This window comes from Mesorhizobium sp. 43Arga, from assembly GCF_053714255.1.
This window is the reverse complement of the sequence record NZ_JBSKBO010000009.1, coordinates 243,280-260,836: the sequence shown is the minus strand read 5'-3', so window position 1 is coordinate 260,836 and position 17,557 is coordinate 243,280. Positions and strand designations below refer to the sequence as shown.

General features: G+C 60.9%; 14 protein-coding genes. 3 read left to right on the top strand and 11 right to left on the bottom strand.

Features of this window, described 5'->3' with window-relative positions; translation table 11 throughout:
• Positions 1 to 77: 77 nt before the first annotated feature.
• The 3 genes from ACWGS8_RS27485 to ACWGS8_RS27475 all read right to left on the bottom strand — a co-directional run bounded on the left by ACWGS8_RS27485 (position 78) and on the right by ACWGS8_RS27475 (position 2,982).
• Positions 78 to 1,463 (bottom strand): hypothetical protein, encoded by a 1,386-nt coding sequence (locus ACWGS8_RS27485; RefSeq protein ID WP_454583860.1) that lies wholly within the window; start codon positions 1,461 to 1,463, stop codon positions 78 to 80.
• A 95-nt stretch (positions 1,464 to 1,558) separates the two neighbouring features.
• Positions 1,559 to 2,083 (bottom strand): GNAT family N-acetyltransferase, encoded by a 525-nt coding sequence (locus ACWGS8_RS27480; RefSeq protein ID WP_454583859.1) that lies wholly within the window; start codon positions 2,081 to 2,083, stop codon positions 1,559 to 1,561.
• Between the two features lie 74 nt (positions 2,084 to 2,157).
• Positions 2,158 to 2,982 carry a hypothetical protein gene (locus ACWGS8_RS27475; protein ID WP_454583858.1) on the bottom strand — a complete coding sequence of 275 codons (825 nt, stop codon included), beginning with the start codon at positions 2,980 to 2,982 and terminating at the stop codon, positions 2,158 to 2,160.
• Between the two features lie 201 nt (positions 2,983 to 3,183).
• Between ACWGS8_RS27475 and ACWGS8_RS27470 the strand changes: the two genes are divergently transcribed.
• Entirely contained in the window at positions 3,184 to 4,599 is a 1,416-nt protein-coding gene (locus ACWGS8_RS27470) for a DUF5939 domain-containing protein (protein ID WP_454583857.1), read from the top strand.
• A gap of 21 nt (positions 4,600 to 4,620) precedes the next feature.
• Here the strand turns inward: ACWGS8_RS27470 and ACWGS8_RS27465 are convergent, their stop codons facing one another.
• The 8 genes from ACWGS8_RS27465 to ACWGS8_RS27430 form a co-directional block, all read right to left on the bottom strand.
• On the bottom strand, positions 4,621 to 5,100 hold the full coding sequence (locus ACWGS8_RS27465; RefSeq protein ID WP_454583856.1) for a class I SAM-dependent methyltransferase: 480 nt from the start codon (positions 5,098 to 5,100) through the stop codon (positions 4,621 to 4,623).
• Between the two features lie 204 nt (positions 5,101 to 5,304).
• Positions 5,305 to 6,486 (bottom strand): ABC transporter permease, encoded by a 1,182-nt coding sequence (locus ACWGS8_RS27460; RefSeq protein ID WP_454583855.1) that lies wholly within the window; start codon positions 6,484 to 6,486, stop codon positions 5,305 to 5,307.
• Entirely contained in the window at positions 6,483 to 7,481 is a 999-nt protein-coding gene (locus ACWGS8_RS27455; protein WP_454583854.1) for an ABC transporter permease, read from the bottom strand. The genes ACWGS8_RS27460 and ACWGS8_RS27455 overlap by 4 nt, the downstream gene beginning before the upstream one ends.
• Before the next feature lie 2 nt (positions 7,482 to 7,483).
• The gene (locus ACWGS8_RS27450; protein ID WP_454583853.1) at positions 7,484 to 9,382 is read right to left on the bottom strand and encodes an ABC transporter substrate-binding protein; all 1,899 of its coding nucleotides are present in this window, start codon (positions 9,380 to 9,382) and stop codon (positions 7,484 to 7,486) included.
• A complete protein-coding gene (locus tag ACWGS8_RS27445; protein WP_454583852.1) occupies positions 9,379 to 11,274 on the bottom strand; it encodes an ABC transporter ATP-binding protein in 1,896 nt (631 codons plus the stop codon). The genes ACWGS8_RS27450 and ACWGS8_RS27445 overlap by 4 nt, the downstream gene beginning before the upstream one ends.
• A gap of 176 nt (positions 11,275 to 11,450) precedes the next feature.
• Positions 11,451 to 12,788, bottom strand: coding sequence for an adenylate/guanylate cyclase domain-containing protein (locus tag ACWGS8_RS27440; protein ID WP_454583917.1), 1,338 nt, complete (start codon positions 12,786 to 12,788; stop codon positions 11,451 to 11,453).
• Between the two features lie 249 nt (positions 12,789 to 13,037).
• The gene (locus ACWGS8_RS27435; protein WP_454583851.1) at positions 13,038 to 14,381 is read right to left on the bottom strand and encodes a nucleotide sugar dehydrogenase; all 1,344 of its coding nucleotides are present in this window, start codon (positions 14,379 to 14,381) and stop codon (positions 13,038 to 13,040) included.
• Positions 14,382 to 14,463: 82 nt separating this feature from the next.
• The gene (locus ACWGS8_RS27430; protein ID WP_454583850.1) at positions 14,464 to 15,645 is read right to left on the bottom strand and encodes a DUF3095 domain-containing protein; all 1,182 of its coding nucleotides are present in this window, start codon (positions 15,643 to 15,645) and stop codon (positions 14,464 to 14,466) included.
• A gap of 74 nt (positions 15,646 to 15,719) precedes the next feature.
• Between ACWGS8_RS27430 and ACWGS8_RS27425 the strand changes: the two genes are divergently transcribed.
• A complete protein-coding gene (locus tag ACWGS8_RS27425; RefSeq protein WP_454583849.1) occupies positions 15,720 to 16,808 on the top strand; it encodes a glycosyltransferase family 4 protein in 1,089 nt (362 codons plus the stop codon).
• On the top strand, positions 16,805 to 17,557 hold the full coding sequence (locus tag ACWGS8_RS27420) for a polysaccharide deacetylase family protein (RefSeq protein ID WP_454583848.1): 753 nt from the start codon (positions 16,805 to 16,807) through the stop codon (positions 17,555 to 17,557). Before ACWGS8_RS27425 ends, ACWGS8_RS27420 begins: the two co-directional genes overlap by 4 nt.

The following is a 17,557-nucleotide window of genomic DNA, read 5'->3' as shown; positions in this document are numbered from 1 at the left end:
AGTCGCCCGGAAGCTCACCGATAGCCGCCGTCGCTTTCGGTTTTGCGCTCTGGAAAATCAAAGGCTTGAAGTGCGCCTCACGTCGCCTCGATCAGTGCCCGGCCGATCTTGCGCCATCGGGCGTTTTCGCGAACCAGTTTCAGGTCTTCGGTCGCCTCGGCAAATGTCCGTGATCGGTATTGCCGCCGCAGCTCGGGGAAGACCGCTCCTTCCGGAAGGCCGGCCAGCTGCTCGCGGACCGAGATCTTTTCGTCGATGACCCGCATGCCCCAGGAATTTTCCCGAACCTGCAGCTCGGCAGCCAGATCGCGCTCCTCCGGCGCGTTTTCGTCCAGCACGGCCAGCAGGATCGAGTGAAAAAGCGCTACATAGCCAATCTGTCTCAGGCCGCCCACAACCCGAACCCGCGGCAATATGGCGAGGATGAGGAACATCAGGAACAGGTTCGGCAGCAGCATGCCGTCCAGCAGCGCCTGCTTGAGATGCGGCCGCTCGAAGGGGATGGAAAGACCATGCGGCCTGTCAGGCTCGATCAGGTGGCCGTTCTCGAGGACGAGCTTGCGCACGCGCTCCTCGCGAATGCCCCAGAAATAGGCCGTGGTATTGGGCAGGAATCTGCCAAATGGGCCCGATGCGGCCTCTTGCAAGGCATGGTCGAGACGCTGGCGTCTTGCCGGTTCAACGAGAAGCTTGGCAAGAAGGCTGTCGTCGGATTCCAGATGCCGCGCCATGGCGGCCGCGGCGAGCCGATCGTCGATGAAAACCGGCAGGGCCGTACCGGAACGATCCCAGTTGGCGACCAGATCCTCGTTGATGGCTGTCAGCGCATCGGCGGCGGTTTCAAACACCTTGTCCTGACTGGCAAGCAGTGTGCCCAGCCAGCGGCTGGCATCCGTTTCATCACCCACCGCTTCCAGTGCGCGCTTGTTGAGGGAGACGGGACCGGCCACGCAGGTGCTTTTGCGGCACAGTTTGTGGCGCCCCATGCCAAACAGGTTGACTTTGTCGTCGCCGACATCGAGCCATCCCGGCCCCTCCCGGCCAATTGTCTCCATGGTCATCGTCGTTCCCATGAAGCCGACGAAGGCCGACAACCCGTTTTCGACCGCGCCGAGCCAGGCAAGCAGCATGGCATCGAAGGTGATCCGGTCCATCAGCAGCAGGCAGTGCAGGCCGGACTGGATCACCGGTCTGTGCTCGAACTCTTCGAGGACCTTGCCGATCTCTTCAGGCCGCATGACCGCATCAAGTCGATGATGCAGGACTTCGCGCAGGATCGAACGGGCAGCGATGGCCGGGCCCGATGCCGGCCTTGCCACCGGCCGCCACAGATGGCTGGCGTAATCGGAAACTGGTGCATTCCAGTTCTGCTCGATGTCACGCACGACTTCCGGGCAGAGCAGCGACAGCACAGCCAGAATTTCCGTCGGAGGTGCAGGGGTCGGGTCAAAGACGGCGGTCATTGGTCCCGTCTAGCTGCTTGCGCTGCAAACGCCAAGGGAGACTTGTCGGCACGAATTGTGAGATTGGCTAAACAGTTGAGGCCAAGCAGCCGATCTCAGAACCGCAGCCGGGCCATGCTCAGGAGGTCGTGGTACTGCCCGTCGGTAAAACCGGCCTTCACATGCCGGCCTTCGACCTCGAAGCCGTGGCTTTTGTAGAGACGGACGGCCGGTTCATTGTCGGCATAGACGGTCAATTCGACCCGCTTCAGGGCGCGCCAGTTGTCGGCCACGTCAAGCAGCGCGCCAAGTATGGCAGAGCCGATGCCCTTGCCGACAAAGGCATCGTCAAGGCCGATATTGATCTCGCCGATATGCGAACGGCGCGGCGAACCCTGCACGACCAGGTTGCCATGGCCGACGACCTTGCCGTCCAACTCCGCGACGATCCAGGTGGTCTCCTGACCGGACTTGGCAATGCGCCGCTCCACCTGCTCCACCATCTCGAAGGGCATCCTGAGCGTGCCCCAGCGGAAGCCCGGCATGTTGAAGATAGCGCAAAGCGCCTCCGCATCGCTTGGCCGGACGGACCGGAGCTGCGGCTGGATTTTCTCGGAGGATGGCGAGGTCGTGCTGGTCATGGCGTTCCCGGCGAAGGCAATCTGCCCGGCACGATGCACCGGACACCACCTGAAAATCCAGCCGTCCCTGCAACCTATGATGCCGATTGCGAGCTGAAATACCGGGAGGCGGTGTAGAGTTTGAAGACGCCGCTGATGCCGATCCAGCCGAAAAGGGCGAGCCAGCACAATGTCCTGGTCGCCGTCCAGTCGATCCGGTGCACCGCAGCGTCGGTGATGACGAGGCCAAGGATGGCGAGCAGGCCAACCAGAAACTGCGCCAAGCCGAGCACCAGCAGTTCCTCGCGCGGCGCGCTTCTCCAGATGAGATATACGCCGCCAGCGCCGGCGAGGAAGATGGCGCTGTAGACCTGGGCGTGGAAGGGATCGACCGGCCATGGCCAGGTGCTGCTGACCACCAGGGGAAATATCAGCATGCCGAGGCCATAGAGCCCAAGGATCGCCGTTTCCGCCAACATGTAGCCGCGCCATGCGGGGTTTAAGGTCACGCCTTTTGCAGAAGGACGGGCCCTGGCCCGCCACAAGAACAGCCCGGATACCGCGGCCGAGGCAAGATAGACCAGGAACCAGAGCCAGGTCGCTTTTCGCTCGAAGTTGAAATAGCCGAGATTGGTCAACGAAACCGCCGACACGATGACGGTGAATATGAAGGCCATGACGAGCACGAGCCTGCCGGGCGACCAGCGATTCCAGAACAGCAGCGCCGCCATCACGACCATTTCGGCGGTGTAGAAGCCGCCGAGGAAGCGGGCACTGAATGGCGTAACGGGCCAGGGCCAGTGCGGCTTGACCAGTGCCGGCGCGAAAAACAGGCCGGCGCCCACGATCAGGACGATGATGACCCCGGCGGAGAAAATGCGCAGGGCTGCTGGAAATGGTGGGTTGTCGTATGTCGGCATGGGAGAAAGCCCCAAGGCTGAATGCCCCATGCACCATCATAGTGCCGCTTGCGGCCGGTGAAAATCCGCCGGAACTGAACTGTCACCAGGCTTATCTATTCGAATGGCCGTACGGTCCGTTTCGAAGTAAAATGCAGCATTCGGACCAGGAAGCGGTCCGGTCAACACGCCTCGGGAGGCGCATTTTCCGGAGCCTGCAGGATGAACGAAGCTCAGGATCTGTTCTCGCTTCTGCGGCAATCGACCGATGTCGATCCACAGGCAATCGACGCGATCAAGCGAACCATCGCGGAGGGCGAAGACCGCGAACTTTGCCGCATCAATGCGCCAGCCTTCGCCCGCAAGCATGGCCTCGACGAGGAGCGCACCATAAGCGCCTTTCTCCATGCGGCTCGGGTGGGCATGTTCGACATTTCCTGGAACGTTCTGTGCCCCGGCTGCGGCGGCGTGCTTGACACCAACACCACTCTAAAAACCCTGCAGAAGGACGAATACACCTGCGCGCTGTGCGCCGAGGGCTATTCACCGACCCTCGACGAGATGGTCGAGGTGACATTCACCATCAGTCCTCGCATGCGCAGGATTGCCGCACACAATCCACACGAACTGCCGTTGTTGGAATATTTCCGGCAGATCTACTGGGCGTCCGGCGTCGATCTGCCGGATGAGGATTTCGTGAAAAAGATGGAAGCGTTCTCGCTGGAGGATATCGAGCTTGCGCCCGGTGAAAAGGCGGTTCTGCCCATACAGCTTCCGTCCGAATTCATCATCATCTTCGAGCCGGTCACCCATTCAGCGCAGTTCATCGACGTGAAGGGCGAACCAACGAAGGAGCGCCGAAGCCTCTCTTTGGTCTTCGACCGCGACCATGTCCAGAACCAGACGCTGGAGATGCAACCCGGCCCGTTGCGCATTTCGCTGGAAAACAGGACCGACACCCGCGTGCTGCCGGTGGTCTTCATCGCCGGCCAGGCATTGCATGATATCCTGGGCAAACGCCGGCCCTTCCTCACGGCCAAGCGCCTGCTCACCAACCAGACGTTCCGCGATCTCTATCGCACGGATACGCTCGACATCAACCAGCGCCTGAAGATCACCAGCCTGACCTTCCTGTTCACCGACCTGCGCGGATCGACCGCGCTTTACGAGCGAGTGGGCGACCTTTCGGCCTTTGACCTCGTACGCGCGCATTTCCAGGTTCTGCACGAGATCGTCGCGGCGGAGGCAGGCGCGGTGGTGAAGACGATCGGTGATGCGGTGATGGCGACCTTCGCGACGCCTGATCGTGCGATTGCCGCGGCGCTCAGGATGCGCGATGCCATGCGTGCGCTCAACGACAAGAGCGGGCGCGAGGATCTGCTGCTCAAGATCGGAGTCCATGCCGGCCCTTGCATCGCCGTGTCTATGAACGAGCGGCAGGACTATTTCGGCCAGACGGTCAACATTGCTTCGCGGGTCCAGAACCTTGCCAACGCACAGGCGATCTTCGCCACTCGTGCGGTGGTCGACGACAATCTCACCGCGGAACTGTTGCACAGGAACGCGCTGACGCCCGTGCCTCACGAGGTCTCGCTGCGCGGCATCGAGCGAGAGATAGCAGTATATACGATCCCCTGAAGACTTGGGTCGTCTCGTCCCTCACACGCGCCTGTAGATAAAGTACCGGTCGTTGGGCACCGAAGGCGGTGGCGAGAGGCGTTGCAACTGCGGGTGATCGAGCGGTGTGCCACTGACCGTGATGCCGCCGACGCGAAGCAGACGCGCGATCAGATCGGGAAGCCAGGCAAGGGTCACTACATCGCGATCTTCATGGCCGGTGCCAATGTCGGAATGCACAAGAGCAGCGTCGCTGCCAATGAACCTGGTCGCCGTCTCGCGTATTTCGCCGAGCACGAGGTTTTCAGCCTCGGGAATTGAGCCCTCGTGTGCGGCAAGTGCACGGTCGAACGCCACGATCCGGCGTCCAGGCAGGCGCTCGCGCAGATGGTGGAACGTCCGGCCATTGCCGAGGCCGAACTCGAGCACAGGCCCCTCAATCTTCGCCACCTCGGCGCAGACTTGATCGAGAATGTCGCGCTGTGCGGTCATTCTGCGGATGAAACTCTCGAGGCGACTCATATGCGATTGAATATCCTGAACCAATCCGCGAAATCGGCGATGCCCGCAACCAGGCCGGTTCGCGGCTGAAACCCGAAGGCGACGTGTTAACCTCGATCGAGTTTTGCCGCATATAGAGGCGAACGATGGACATTGCAATAACCGAACAGGCTGCCGAGAAGACCGGGTGGAGTCGGCGGCACGGCGCGCGGCGGAACAATGATTTCACTTGTAGGGGTCTGCAGCGTCCCGCAAGCCGTCGCCGAGGAAGTTGAACGCCATGATGACGAGAATAACGGGGAGCATCGGCAAAAGCAGCCATGGATAGAACGCGATTACGCTGACGCTGCGTGCCTCGGTTAGCAGGATACCCCAACTGGTTATCGGCGGCCTCAGGCCGAGCCCGAGGAAGCTCAGCGCCGTCTCGCCCAGGATCATGCCGGGAATGGAGATTGTCGCCGTCGCGATCAGATGCGACATGAAACCAGGAATGAGGTGCCGCCCGATGATACGGCTGCTGCTGGCGCCCATCAGCTGCGCGGCCAGAACGTAATCCTCCTCGCGCAAGGCTAGAAGCTTTGAACGCACGGCCCGCGCCAGTCCGGTCCAGTGTAGCAGCCCGAGGATGACCGTGATGCCGAAATAGATGAGGATCGGACTCCAGGTTATCGGCATGATCGCCGCCAGAGCCAGCCATAGCGGAATGCTCGGGATCGATTGCAGAACTTCGATTATCCGTTGAACGATGAGGTCGAGGATACCGCCGTGATAGCCGGCCAGTCCGCCGATGACAATTCCGAGCAGGAAGCTGAAACTGATGCCCACGAGACCGATTGTCAGCGAAATGCGTGCGCCAAAGATGATGCGCGAGAGCACATCGCGCCCCAGCCTGTCAGTGCCGGCCAGAAAGAGCTGGCCGTTTTCGGCAGGGCAGAAAAGATGCCTGTTACCTTCGATAAGCCCCCAGAACCGGTAACTGTCGCCCTTGCAGAAGAAACGTATCCGCTGAACATCATCCTGGTTCTCGATGTAGTTCCGCTTGAGCGTGTCCATATCCAGCGTCATCTGGCGGCCATAGACGAACGGCCCGACGAACTGACCGTTGTGGAACAGGCGCACCCGCTGCGGCGGCGAATAGATGTAGTCCATGTTGCGCGTGTGCAGATTGTAGGGCGCCAGGAACTCGCAGATCAGTATCCCGAAATAAAGCGCTGCCAGGAATATGCCGGATACAACGGCAAGCCGGTGCCTTCGGAATTTCCACCACATCAGCCGCAACTGCGACGCCTGAAAGACCTTCGACTGCTCCGGCGTCATCGCCTCGACCGACTGCAGGTCAAAGGGCGCGATGGAAACGTAGTGTTGCAGTGGAGCACCCGGAGCGGGCAGCGGCGAAGGCGTGTTCATTTGGTGCTGCCACCCTGCAAACGAATTCGTGGATCAAGCAGCGCCAGCGCCAGGTCGGAAATCAGGACACCTATGACGGTCAGGAAGGCGAGGAACATCAGGAACGACCCTGCCAGATACATGTCCTGGCTTTGCAGGGCCCTGATCAACATCGGCCCTGTTGTTTCCAAAGACAGCACGATCGCGGTGATTTCGGCGCCGGAGATGATGGCCGGCAGGATAGAGCCGATGTCGGAAATGAAGAAATTGAGCGCCATGCGCAGCGGATATTTGACCAGCGCCTTGAAGGGATGAAGGCCTTTGGCGCGCGCGGTCACGACATATTGCTTGTGTAGTTCATCGAGCAGATTGGCGCGCAGCCGCCGGATCATGCTTGCCGTGCCCCCAGTGCCGATGATCAAGACCGGGATCCAGAGATGGGCGAGGATCGACTTCGCCTTGGCCCAGCTCATCGGCTCGCTAAGATATTGCGGGTCCATGAGATGGCCGATGGACGTGCCGAACCAGATGTTAGCGAAATACATCAGGATCAGCGCCAGCATGAAGTTCGGAATGGCAAGGCCGAGAAGGCCGAAGAAAGTCAGGCCGTAGTCGCCCCAGCTGTATTGATGCGTGGCGGAGTACATGCCGATCGGAAAGGCGATGAGCCAGGTGACGATGATCGTGACGAAGGAAACCAGCACGGTCAGCCACATTCGGTCCCCGATGACGTCGCGAACCGGCAGCTCATATTCGAAGGAATAGCCGAAATCGCCGTGCAGCATCCCTCCGACCCAGTAGAAGTAGCGGATGATCGGCGGCTTATCGAAACCATATTCCTTGCGCATCATCTGGATGCGATCCGAATCCACCGCCTCGCCCTGAGCCCGAAGCTCGGCAACATAGCTGTCGAAATAGTCGCCTGGGGGAAGTTCGATGATCGTGAACACCAGCGCCGATATGATCAGCAGCGTTGGAACCATCACGGCGATGCGCCAGACAATATATCGAAGCACGTTCAGGACTCTCCGAGCCAGAATGTATCCGGCATGTAGACACCGAAATAGGCAGTCGGGTCGTAGCCGTAGAGCGCCTTGTCCGGCAGGTTGCGCAGCCTCGAGGACGCCAGAACCGGCTGATACGTTCCGTTCACCGTGCCTATCGAAAACACCTGATCGGTGTAGATCGACAGCATTGAATTCCAGATTTCGGCGCGTTCAGTGGCTTGGGTCGATGCGTTCCAGCGCTTGAGCAAAGTCATTAGCTCGACCACAGGCGGAAGATCGGGCGCTTCGCCAACCGTGCCATGAGACAAGTAGTGAGCACCCCAGAGCGGCCATTGCAGCTGGTCGTCGAGGGTGGGGGCAAGTTGGTACGGGTTCATGTCGGCGGTCGGCACGCCATTGTCGATGCCCGACCACATCGACATCATGATCTGGCCACCAAGCGCGCGGCTGCGGAAGACGTCGCGCTGCGAAGTCCGGATGAACAGGGCGATGCCGATCTTGCGCCAGTGATCGGTGATGAGTTCGAGCGCGTCGGTTTCCAATGTGCTTTCGCCGGCCGTTTCCACGATGAGCTGCGCCGGGCGTCCGTCGGGAAGTATCCGCAGGCCGTCAGCGTCACGCGTCTGAAGCCCGGCCTCGTCGAGCAGGGCATTGGCCTGGTCGGGATCATGGGCGACCCAGGCTTTCGCGAATTCCGGCCGGTAGAGCGGGCTCTCCGGCAGGACCGTATCGGCACTTTCCTGCGCCAATCCGTAGAACACGGCCATATTGATCTCGCGCCTGTCCACAGCGAGCGAAAGTGCCCGGCGCACGCGCACGTCACGGAAGAGGCCACGCCACACCTGGTCGGCGCAATTCAGATTGGGCAGCAGCGCCAGCCGCGAACCCTGTGTGCGCTTCCACAGATGCATCTTCACCGGGTAGCGCTTCTCCGTGTCCTTCAGGAAGGAGTAATCGGCGAAGTCAATTCCCATGCTTTGCAGGTCGCTCTCGCCCGCACCTGTCTTGGCGGAAATGATCGCCGACGAGCTGACATTCATGACAATCCGGTCAACATAGGGCAGTTGCCGGCCATTCTCGTCTACTCGATGAAAGAATGGGTTGCGCTCGAAAACGAACTGCTCAGCAGGCGGCTTGGTCCGGTTCTGCCAGGGGTCCAGCGTCGGCAGATCCGGGTTCTCCGGGCGATACTGCCGCGACATGCGGATATGCAAGAGCGTCCATTTCTTGGCTCGGTACTCCTTCATCAGGCCGGCGAGCCGGAATGGATCCTGGTATTTCTTGTGGAACTGCTTGAGATAGGCGGCCGGCAGAACAAGCGGCAGCGGTGAAGCAGCGGCGAGCTTGGGCAGGAAGTCGGGATTGGGCGCATCCCAACTATAGCGGACCCTCGACGGATCGACGATCTCGAAGCGAGGCGGCTTGCCGTCCGCCAGCAGGGCCGGGGCGAGCCCGCCTTCCGAAAGCTCATCGTTCAGCCAGACATCTTCCCAACAGTAGCGAAAATCCTCCGGCGTCAGCAGGCTACCGTCGGACCATTTATGTCCTTCCCGTATCTTGAACGTGAAGACGCGACCATCCGCTACGTCGAAACTTTCGAGAATGTCGGCTTGCAGGTTAAGCTTTTCGTCATAGCCGACCAGGCGAGCATACCCATAGATCGTCATCATCCGGATATCTTTCTGGCTGCCGATGATCGTACGCAGCGTGCCGCCATACTGGCCGGGCTGCCGGCCCATCGCAGCGAGATTCACCGCGCGCGGGCTCTTGGGCAGGCGTTCGGCGAGTGCCGGCAGCGCCAAGGCCTTCAGCTGCGGCTGAAGAAATTCCGGCTCCAGATCGGCGGCATGCAACGTGCCCGGCAGAAATGCCGAAGCCATGAACCCAAGGACAGTGCGCCGGCTGATCAATGGCGTAGCTCGCTGACATCGGCCGAACCTCGGGCCAGCACGAGGTGGCCGCCGCCAAGATCGAGCGGCGACAGCGTATCCTCCTCGCCCTCGTCGCGGAATTGCGGTCCCCATGCGCTGGTGTCGGAAGCGCCGCTGAGCTTCAGCGTCTTGAAATCCATCGGCCTGTCGAGATCGGGGAAAGGTACTGCGGCGACCAGTGAGCGTGTGTAGGGGTGGACCGGTTTCCTAAGCAGAATTTCGCGCGGCGCAAGCTCGACGATACGCCCGCCGCACATCACCGCGATGCGGTCTGCCATGTAGTCCACCACCGCCAGGTTGTGGGATATGAACAGGTAGGTCAGGCCCAGTTCCTTCTGCAGGTCCTTCAGAAGGTTCAGTATCTGCGCCTGTACAGAGACATCGAGCGCCGAAACTGGCTCGTCGCAGATCAGCAGTTCAGGCCCCAGAGCCAATGCGCGCGCGATGCCTATACGCTGACGCTGCCCGCCGGAGAAACTGTGCGGATAACGCTTGATGAAGCGCGGGTCGAGCCCGATTGCCTGCATCAGGCTCTTGACCGTGGCGAGTCGGGACGCGGCATTGCCACGTTGATGGATTTCCAGCGGCTCGCTCAAGATGTTCTCCACCGTCATGCGAGGTGAAAGCGACGAAACCGGATCCTGGAAGACCATCTGGATTTTCGCACGCAGCGTGCGCAGGGCCTCTCCCTCGGCCTCCAAGACGTCGATTGGTCCATCGCGGCCGTTGAAGATCACAGAGCCGCCGCTAGGGGTGACAGCCCGCATCAGGATCTTGCTGACGGTGGTTTTGCCGGAGCCGCTTTCGCCGACCAGACCCAGACACTCACCCCGCCTGATATCGAAGCTTACCCCGTCCACGGCACGAATAGAGGCTTGATGACCCCCGCCGAACCATCCGGACTTGTGGATGGTGAAGGTCTTTTCCAAATCCGTGACCGACAGCAGGGTGTCGTCCGGCCCCTTCGATGTCGGCGCCGTCTGCTTGCCGAGCAAATTCCCGACATTCACCGGCACCTCGCGGAGCGCCTTTAGCCTTTCGCCAGGCTTGAGGTCGAAATGCGGAACGGCTGCCATCAGGCCCTTCAGGTAAGGGTGACCTGGCCGGCGGAATATCGCCTCGACAGGTCCCGCCTCCATGATCTCGCCATGATACATGACCACCACCTCATCGGCGACATTGGCGACCACGCCGAGGTCGTGGGTGATCAGCAGCATCGCCATGTTCAGCTTGGTCTGAAGCCCGCGCAGCAATTGCAGGATCTGCGCCTGGATGGTGACGTCCAACGCCGTCGTCGGCTCGTCGGCGATCAACAGGGCGGGCCGGCAGATAAGCGCCATGGCGATCATGGCGCGCTGACGCAATCCTCCCGAGAGTTCAAAGGGATACATGTCATAGGCGCGCTTCGGATTGGGAAAGCCGACAAGGCTGAGCATTTCCTCGGTCCGCCCCTTGCGCTCCGCCCGAGCCATGGGCGTATGAATCTGCAGGGATTCGCTGACCTGGTTGCCGATCGTATGCAGCGGCGACAACGACGTCATCGGCTCCTGAAATATCTTGCCTATGCGGCTGCCTCTCAACGCCCGGATTTCGGGTCCATCACGCGGCATCTGCAGGATATCCCGCGTCGTGCCGGGTTTTTCAGGGTCGGAAAAAAGGATACGGCCGCGAACATGGGCTGTCCTCGGCAAAATGCCCATCACTGCCTGGCTGAGAACCGATTTTCCGGAACCTGACTCGCCCACAAGCGCGGTAACCTTGCCGGGCAGGACGCGAAGATTTGCGCGCCTGACGGCATGCAGCGGCCCCCCGATAATGGCAAAAGAGATGCCAACATCTTCGATCCGCAACAGGTCAACACCCGAATTCATACCCGAATTCATTCTCACACCAGCCCCACTCTGGCGGCCTCCCAGGCGGCAGGCCCAGAAAGCAAGACTAGCGCATTGCCAGCCTAGAGCAACTTGGATTCGAATCGGTCGCCAGTTCCCTGGCGGAACCGGTGACTGGACTGCATACCAAAGGCGTTCGGACCAGATCGTGGCGGCTACTGGAGCTTACTCCGGTCGCCCGCCGACAGCCTCGCGGCATCGCGATGAAGCAGCATGACCTGCTCGGCGTCCGACATCCGGTCGTAAATCGGCTCCATCGCACCGTCTTCGTCGACTGCGAGAGCACCCGACAGATCGGGTGAAAGCACCGTCAGCTTCTTGATGCCCGCCAGTTCCTCGTTGCCAAGCGTCAGCCAGTTGTTGGCGCCGCAATAGCTGGCGAAGTCTTTGCTGGCGAGAACGCTGTGCGGATATTTCTTGGTCAGGGTCTGGAGGCGCTGGACCTCGTTTACAGCCGAGCCGAAGACAGAGAATGTGAGCCGGTCGGTAAGCCCGACATTGCCGAACATCACATTGCCGACATGCAGGCCGATACCAAAGCCTATGTCGCCCAACCCCTGCTCCTTTCTGCGCAGATTGAGATCCATCATGCGTTCGGTGGCCTTTTGCGCTGCCGCAAGAGCAGCCTGGCAGGCGATCTCGGACTGCGAGCGGTGCCTTTCGCAAGGGTAGACGGCAATGAAGCCATCACCTATGAAACTCATGATCTGCCCGCCTTTGCGATTGAAAGGTGCAGCAACGGCGTCGAAAAACTGGTTCAGCGTATCGATATAGATCTCGCGGCCGGACGTTTCGGCAAGCCTTGACGACCCGCGCATATCGGCCATGACCAGTGCGGCCCGGATTGTATCGCCCTCGCCGCGCTTGATCTGGCCGTCCAGCACGCGCCTGCCCGCGTCGCCGCCGAGATAAGTAGTCATCATGTTGTCGGCGAGCTTGGTGAGCACCGCCATCTTGGCTGCGATAGCGAGATGGCTCTGGATGCGCAGCAACGCCGAAATCATGCTATCGCTGAAGCCTGCAGCACTGTCGGTGGACCAAGATCCCATCATGCCCTGACTGGTGTTGCCGCTGAAGGGTTGGACGAACGCCAGGTAATCGGTGACACCCATAAGCCTGAGTTCATCGAAAACAGGAAACTCCGACGGCACCGACGGGTCGAACCGGCGCCGCAGATGGTCGAGCTTGTTGCTGAGCAGATGGTAGTATGGACTGGTCAGAAACCTGTCAGACGGCACGCCGGCCTTCTTGCGGAAGCCTTCGACTTCCATGCCCTGGCCGCGAAACCAGGTGAAGCCAAGCGCGTCATAAAGCGGATGAAGCATCGAAAAGCTCAAATGCACCCGCTTCAGCGGCAGGCCGGCAGCAGCCAACCGCTCACAAAAGCCTTTTACCAATGTTTCCAGGTCGTTGCCCGCCAGCGCCGATTGGGCCAGCCAATCGGCAACCCTGTCCACGAGAATGGCGGAAATTTCTGCTTGCGCTGTGCTCATGCTATCTCCAGTCGAAGTCGAGCCACTCCCTTGATCCGCCACAACACAGTCCACCAACGACCCAAAGCTAAGACCCTTGAAGTCAATGAAGCCGGCTTCGGCGGCAAAAGCCGGCGAAAAATTCCCGAATGACTGGCCTTGCAGGCAAGGAGCGGGGGTAACTGCATCTGGGGCATCATGTGGCGAGGCTGCCGGCGGAGTGCAACCACGATCCTGACATCCGGTAAAAAATTCGCCGCTCAGACACCGTCAGGCCTTCACCACCGTCTCTCCGGCCAGCCCGAGGCGGCCAAAAACATTGCGCGTGTCGACGATCAGAAGAGCGTGATCGGCGATCGCCTGATAGTCGATCGCGTCGTGGTCGGTTGCAACGACGACCGCATCGAAATCCTTCAAGGCCGCCTCGGTCAATTCGACCGAGCGACGCCCCTTGATCGCCATGTGCTCCCGTGTGGTCGGAATCTCGGTGACATGCGGATCGTGGAACTCCGCCCTCCCACCCCATTCCTCGATGAGTTCAATGAGCCGCAATGAGGGGCTTTCGCGGATGTCGGGCACATTCTTCTTATAGGCGAGCCCGATGATGAGAATGTGCGAGCGGCTGAGCGCCTTGCCGCAGCGCCGGTCCAGCGCCTTCGCAAGTTCATCGACGACACGACGCGGCATGGCCGTGTTGATCTCTGCCGCCAGCTCGATGAAGCGGGTCGGCAGTTCGTATTCGCGCGCCTTCCACGTCAGGTAGAAGGGATCGATCGGAACGCAGTGCCCGCCAAGTCCGGGGCCAGGATAGAAAGGCATATAGCCGAAGGGCTTGCTCTTTGCCGCCTCGATCACCTCCCAGATGTCGATGCCCATCGCACCGAGCACGACCTTCAACTCGTTGACGAGAGCTATGTTGACCGAGCGGAAGATGTTTTCCGTCAGCTTGACCGCCTCGGCGGTCGCCGTGGTGGAAACCGGAACGACGGTCTTGACCACGCCCTGGTAGAAAGCCTGCACGAGCGTCGCCGCTTCAATGCCGTCGCCCGCCACGACCTTGGGGATCGTCGCGACTTCAAAGCTGCGGTTCCCGGGATCCTCGCGTTCGGGAGAGAAGCCGAGGAAGAAGTCAATCTTCGACCGCAAGCCGGTTTCTTCCAGTATGGGCTTGATCACATCGTCGGTGGTGCCGGGATAGGTGGTCGATTCCAGCACGATCAGTTGGCCGAGACGCAGATGCTTGGCGATGCTGCCTGCCGTGTTCGTGACAAAGGAGAGGTCCGGCTCACGATGTTTCGTCAGCGGTGTCGGAACGCAGATGATGATGACATCGCAGCCGGCCAGTTCGGCAAAATCCGCGGTGGCGCGGAACCGTCCGCTCGCCACCTGGCCGGCAAGGGCTGTCGACGTCACGGCCTCGATATAGGATTGGCCGTTGTTCAGGCTCTCGACCTTCAGGGCTTCGATGTCGAAGCCGCAAACCGGGAAGCCGGCGCGTGCGATGGCGACTGCCAGCGGCAACCCGACATAGCCCAGCCCGATCACGCCGGCTTGCGCGGCGCGCGTCGAAATCCGGTTCAGAAGGCGGTCATATGTCGATCGTGAGGCGTCCAAAAATCTGCTTTCCCGTCAATTCGGACAGGCTGTCCGCTCCCATGGCCGAGGCATATTGCGGAAGATCGATTTCCGCAAGCCGTTATCGGACCGGCAGCTTCGCCTTCAGGCTTGCGGCAGCCATCGCATAGCCGCCGGCGGCGCCATCGATGAAATGAAGGTGATCGCGCTGCAGGGGCGAGGCGACGAGGCATGTCATCAAGGCCGATTTCTGGCGGTGCAGGCCATAGGTGCAGATGCCCGCCTGTTCCGCCTGTTTCAGCCGGTTCTCGATCCTCTGCAACACATCCCCATCGACGTCGATGGTCATCTTCAAGCCATCGTCGAACTTGCGGAAATCCGAATTGCTGGCCACGTCGCGTTTGTAGATCTTCGGATCGAAACGGCCGATCGTCCAGCCATATCTATCGGTTACAGCGGTAAGCGTCATCAGGAACACTATCCACAGCTTCGACAGCCATCGCCTTCCTGCCGGCGCCATGGCCCGCGCCTCGATATCGAGGCCGGCGGGCAGCAAACTGTAGGCCGGCCCGTTCACCGGCACCGGGTGGCCATCGCGTTCCTGCCTGCCGGCAAGGGCGATGATGTCGGAAGCCAGAAACTGAAAACCGCGCAAGTCGCGCGACGCCCCCGGTATGGCTATGATCGAGACGATTTCGCCATGCCGGGCTTCGATCGGATTCCAGCGGCAGGAGAGGCCGGTCAGATCAGGCCGCGCGCCGGCCGGCGCAGGATCGATGCGGTAGCGCCCGGCTTTCATCTCGGCTTCCGCCCAACTGCCGCCGCCGCCGGCGAACATGGCATAGAAGACTGCTTCGGAGGCCTGGAACCTCGCCACGCGAACGTCGAGGCCTTGCGCTCTTATATCCCTTATCGGCACGATTGCGGCACGCAAGGTCAGGTCCAGTTCGTCCGCCACCCACCTCTGGACAGCCGCCAGCGCGTTGCGGGTGATCTCCAGCGCCGAGCCGGGAAACGCCACCAGCGCACCGTCGCCGCCGAAGACAAAGGGAAGATCCTGCCGACCCAGTGAATTGAGCAGCGCCGAAATGACGCTGGCGCCGGCCATATTGACGGTTTTATAGCGCCCAGCCTCGATCGCCTTGGTCGAGCCGACGATGTCGGCGGTGGCCAGCGCCCAGCCATCGGGCAAGGGCCGATAGTTGTCGATATCGGCAACGCTTTCGAACTTTGCGAAGACCGGCAAGGAAGCGACGAACGGGTCGGACGCGGCAGCTATTTCCATGAGCATCAGATAGCACATTCCACTGCGGGAGGGTGAAGTCGATCATGCTTCGAAATTGACTTGAGCAAGCTTTCCGATGATAGGATTTGGCGATGCGAATTGCCTTCCACGCGCCGCTGAAGTCGCCCAATCATCCCGTTGTCTCCGGCGACCGTCAGATGGCACGGATGCTGGTCAAGGCGCTTGAGCTTGGGGGGCATAGCGTCGAACTGGCATCCGAATTGCGCTTCTATCTACGCCAACCGGAGTCGAAAAGTTTCGATGCGCTCAAGATCGAAGCCCGAGAGGAAGCCGCGCGGCTGGCAAAGCTCTGGGATCGTGACGGCAAGCCCGATCTCTGGTTCTCCTATCATCCCTATTACAAGGCGCCAGACCTGATCGGGCCTGAGCTGGCTTCGGCCTTTGCTGTCCCCTATGTGACAGCGGAAGCCTCCTATTCGAGGCGGCGCAACGCCGGTTTGTGGGCCGACACGCAAACGTTGGTGGCGCGAGCCGTCGAACAAGCGGCACTGAACATCTGCTTCACGCAAAGGGATCGTCAAGGACTGGCAGATGCGATGCCCGGCGCCGCTCTCGGCATGCTTTCGCCCTTCATCGACACATCGTTATTCCGGGAAACGCCGGCACGGGGTTGCCCGACGCGCCTGGTTACCGTCGCCATGATGCGCCCAGGCGACAAAATCGAAAGCTATCGCATGCTGGCGCAAGCGCTCTGTTCGATTGGTCACCTGCCCTGGACCATGTCGGTCGTAGGCGACGGGCCTGCCCATGAAGAGGTCAAGGCGCAATTCGCCGACTTGCCCGCCGACCGTATCGAATGGCTTGGCGCGATTGAGCCGGCCGCCGTGCCAAATGTCCTCTACAGTGGAGGAATTTACGTCTGGCCGGGTTTCGGCGAGGCCTACGGCGTTGCCTATCTTGAAGCACAGGCCGCCGGCCTTCCGGTGGTGGCCCAGGACATCGCCGGCGTGCCGGAGGTCGTGCGGGATGGCAAGGCCGGGTTTCTCACCCCGCCAGGCGATGTGGCGGCGTTCGCTTCCGCCGTTGAAAGGCTTCTGGCTCGTAACGACGAAAGAACCATCATGGCCGCAGAAGCCAGACGTTTCGTCCTCGAAGAACGCTCCCTCGATGCTGCGGCGGCGCGTCTGGCCGAACTTCTTGCGAAGATCCCGACTTCATGACATCCGATCCGATCTGGCAACCCTTGGTGGAAGAACTGGCGTGCCGGCAACGGGCGGACCGTAAGGCAGAGTTCTGGCTGCGCGACGATGACGCGGTGGACCCGACGCCTGCGCTTGATCGGCTGCTCGACCTCACCGGCGAATTCGCGGTTCCGGTCACTTTGGCCGTCATTCCGGCCCTGACTGATGAGAAGCTTGTCGTCCGGCTTGACGAGGCGCCGCATGCCACGGTCGCCATCCATGGCTGGGCGCACCGAAATCACGCGCCCGAGGACCAGAAAAAGCAGGAGCTCGGCGCGCATCGGCAACGCGAGGCGGTGCTGGATGATCTGGCTCGCGGGCTGTCGCACGTAACCGGCCTGCACGGCGCACGTGCCGTTCCGATGCTGGTGCCCCCCTGGAATAGGATCGACGCCGGCTTGGTATCCGACCTTGGATCGATAGGGTTTGCGGCATTGTCGGTCTATGGGCCGCCGAAGCCGGCTTCGCTGGCGGTCGTCAACAGCAATGTCGACATCATGGATTGGCATGGCACGCGCGGTTGCCGCGATCATGGCCTATTGGTTCAGGCTATCATCGCGCAATTGCAGCATGCCGAGCCGGTCGGCCTGCTCACCCACCATCTCGTACATGATGAATCGGCCTGGCTTTTCCTCGAGCGGCTGTTCGCAGTCACCGCACGGACTGAAGCCTGCGCATGGCTTCCGATCAGGACATTGATCGGGCGCAGCGCTGGTAGAGCAAAATAG

Coding starts and splice junctions, on each gene's coding strand:
- ACWGS8_RS27485 (WP_454583860.1), bottom strand. CDS start 1,463: ATGACCGCCGTCTTTGACCCGACCCCTGCACCTCCGACGGAAATTCTG.
- ACWGS8_RS27480 (WP_454583859.1), bottom strand. CDS start 2,083: ATGACCAGCACGACCTCGCCATCCTCCGAGAAAATCCAGCCGCAGCTC.
- ACWGS8_RS27445 (WP_454583852.1), bottom strand. CDS start 11,274: ATGAATTCGGGTGTTGACCTGTTGCGGATCGAAGATGTTGGCATCTCT.
- ACWGS8_RS27460 (WP_454583855.1), bottom strand. CDS start 6,486: ATGAACACGCCTTCGCCGCTGCCCGCTCCGGGTGCTCCACTGCAACAC.
- ACWGS8_RS27430 (WP_454583850.1), bottom strand. CDS start 15,645: ATGTGCTATCTGATGCTCATGGAAATAGCTGCCGCGTCCGACCCGTTC.
- ACWGS8_RS27465 (WP_454583856.1), bottom strand. CDS start 5,100: ATGAGTCGCCTCGAGAGTTTCATCCGCAGAATGACCGCACAGCGCGAC.
- ACWGS8_RS27420 (WP_454583848.1), top strand. CDS start 16,805: ATGACATCCGATCCGATCTGGCAACCCTTGGTGGAAGAACTGGCGTGC.
- ACWGS8_RS27425 (WP_454583849.1), top strand. CDS start 15,720: ATGCGAATTGCCTTCCACGCGCCGCTGAAGTCGCCCAATCATCCCGTT.
- ACWGS8_RS27475 (WP_454583858.1), bottom strand. CDS start 2,982: ATGCCGACATACGACAACCCACCATTTCCAGCAGCCCTGCGCATTTTC.
- ACWGS8_RS27470 (WP_454583857.1), top strand. CDS start 3,184: ATGAACGAAGCTCAGGATCTGTTCTCGCTTCTGCGGCAATCGACCGAT.
- ACWGS8_RS27440 (WP_454583917.1), bottom strand. CDS start 12,788: ATGAGCACAGCGCAAGCAGAAATTTCCGCCATTCTCGTGGACAGGGTT.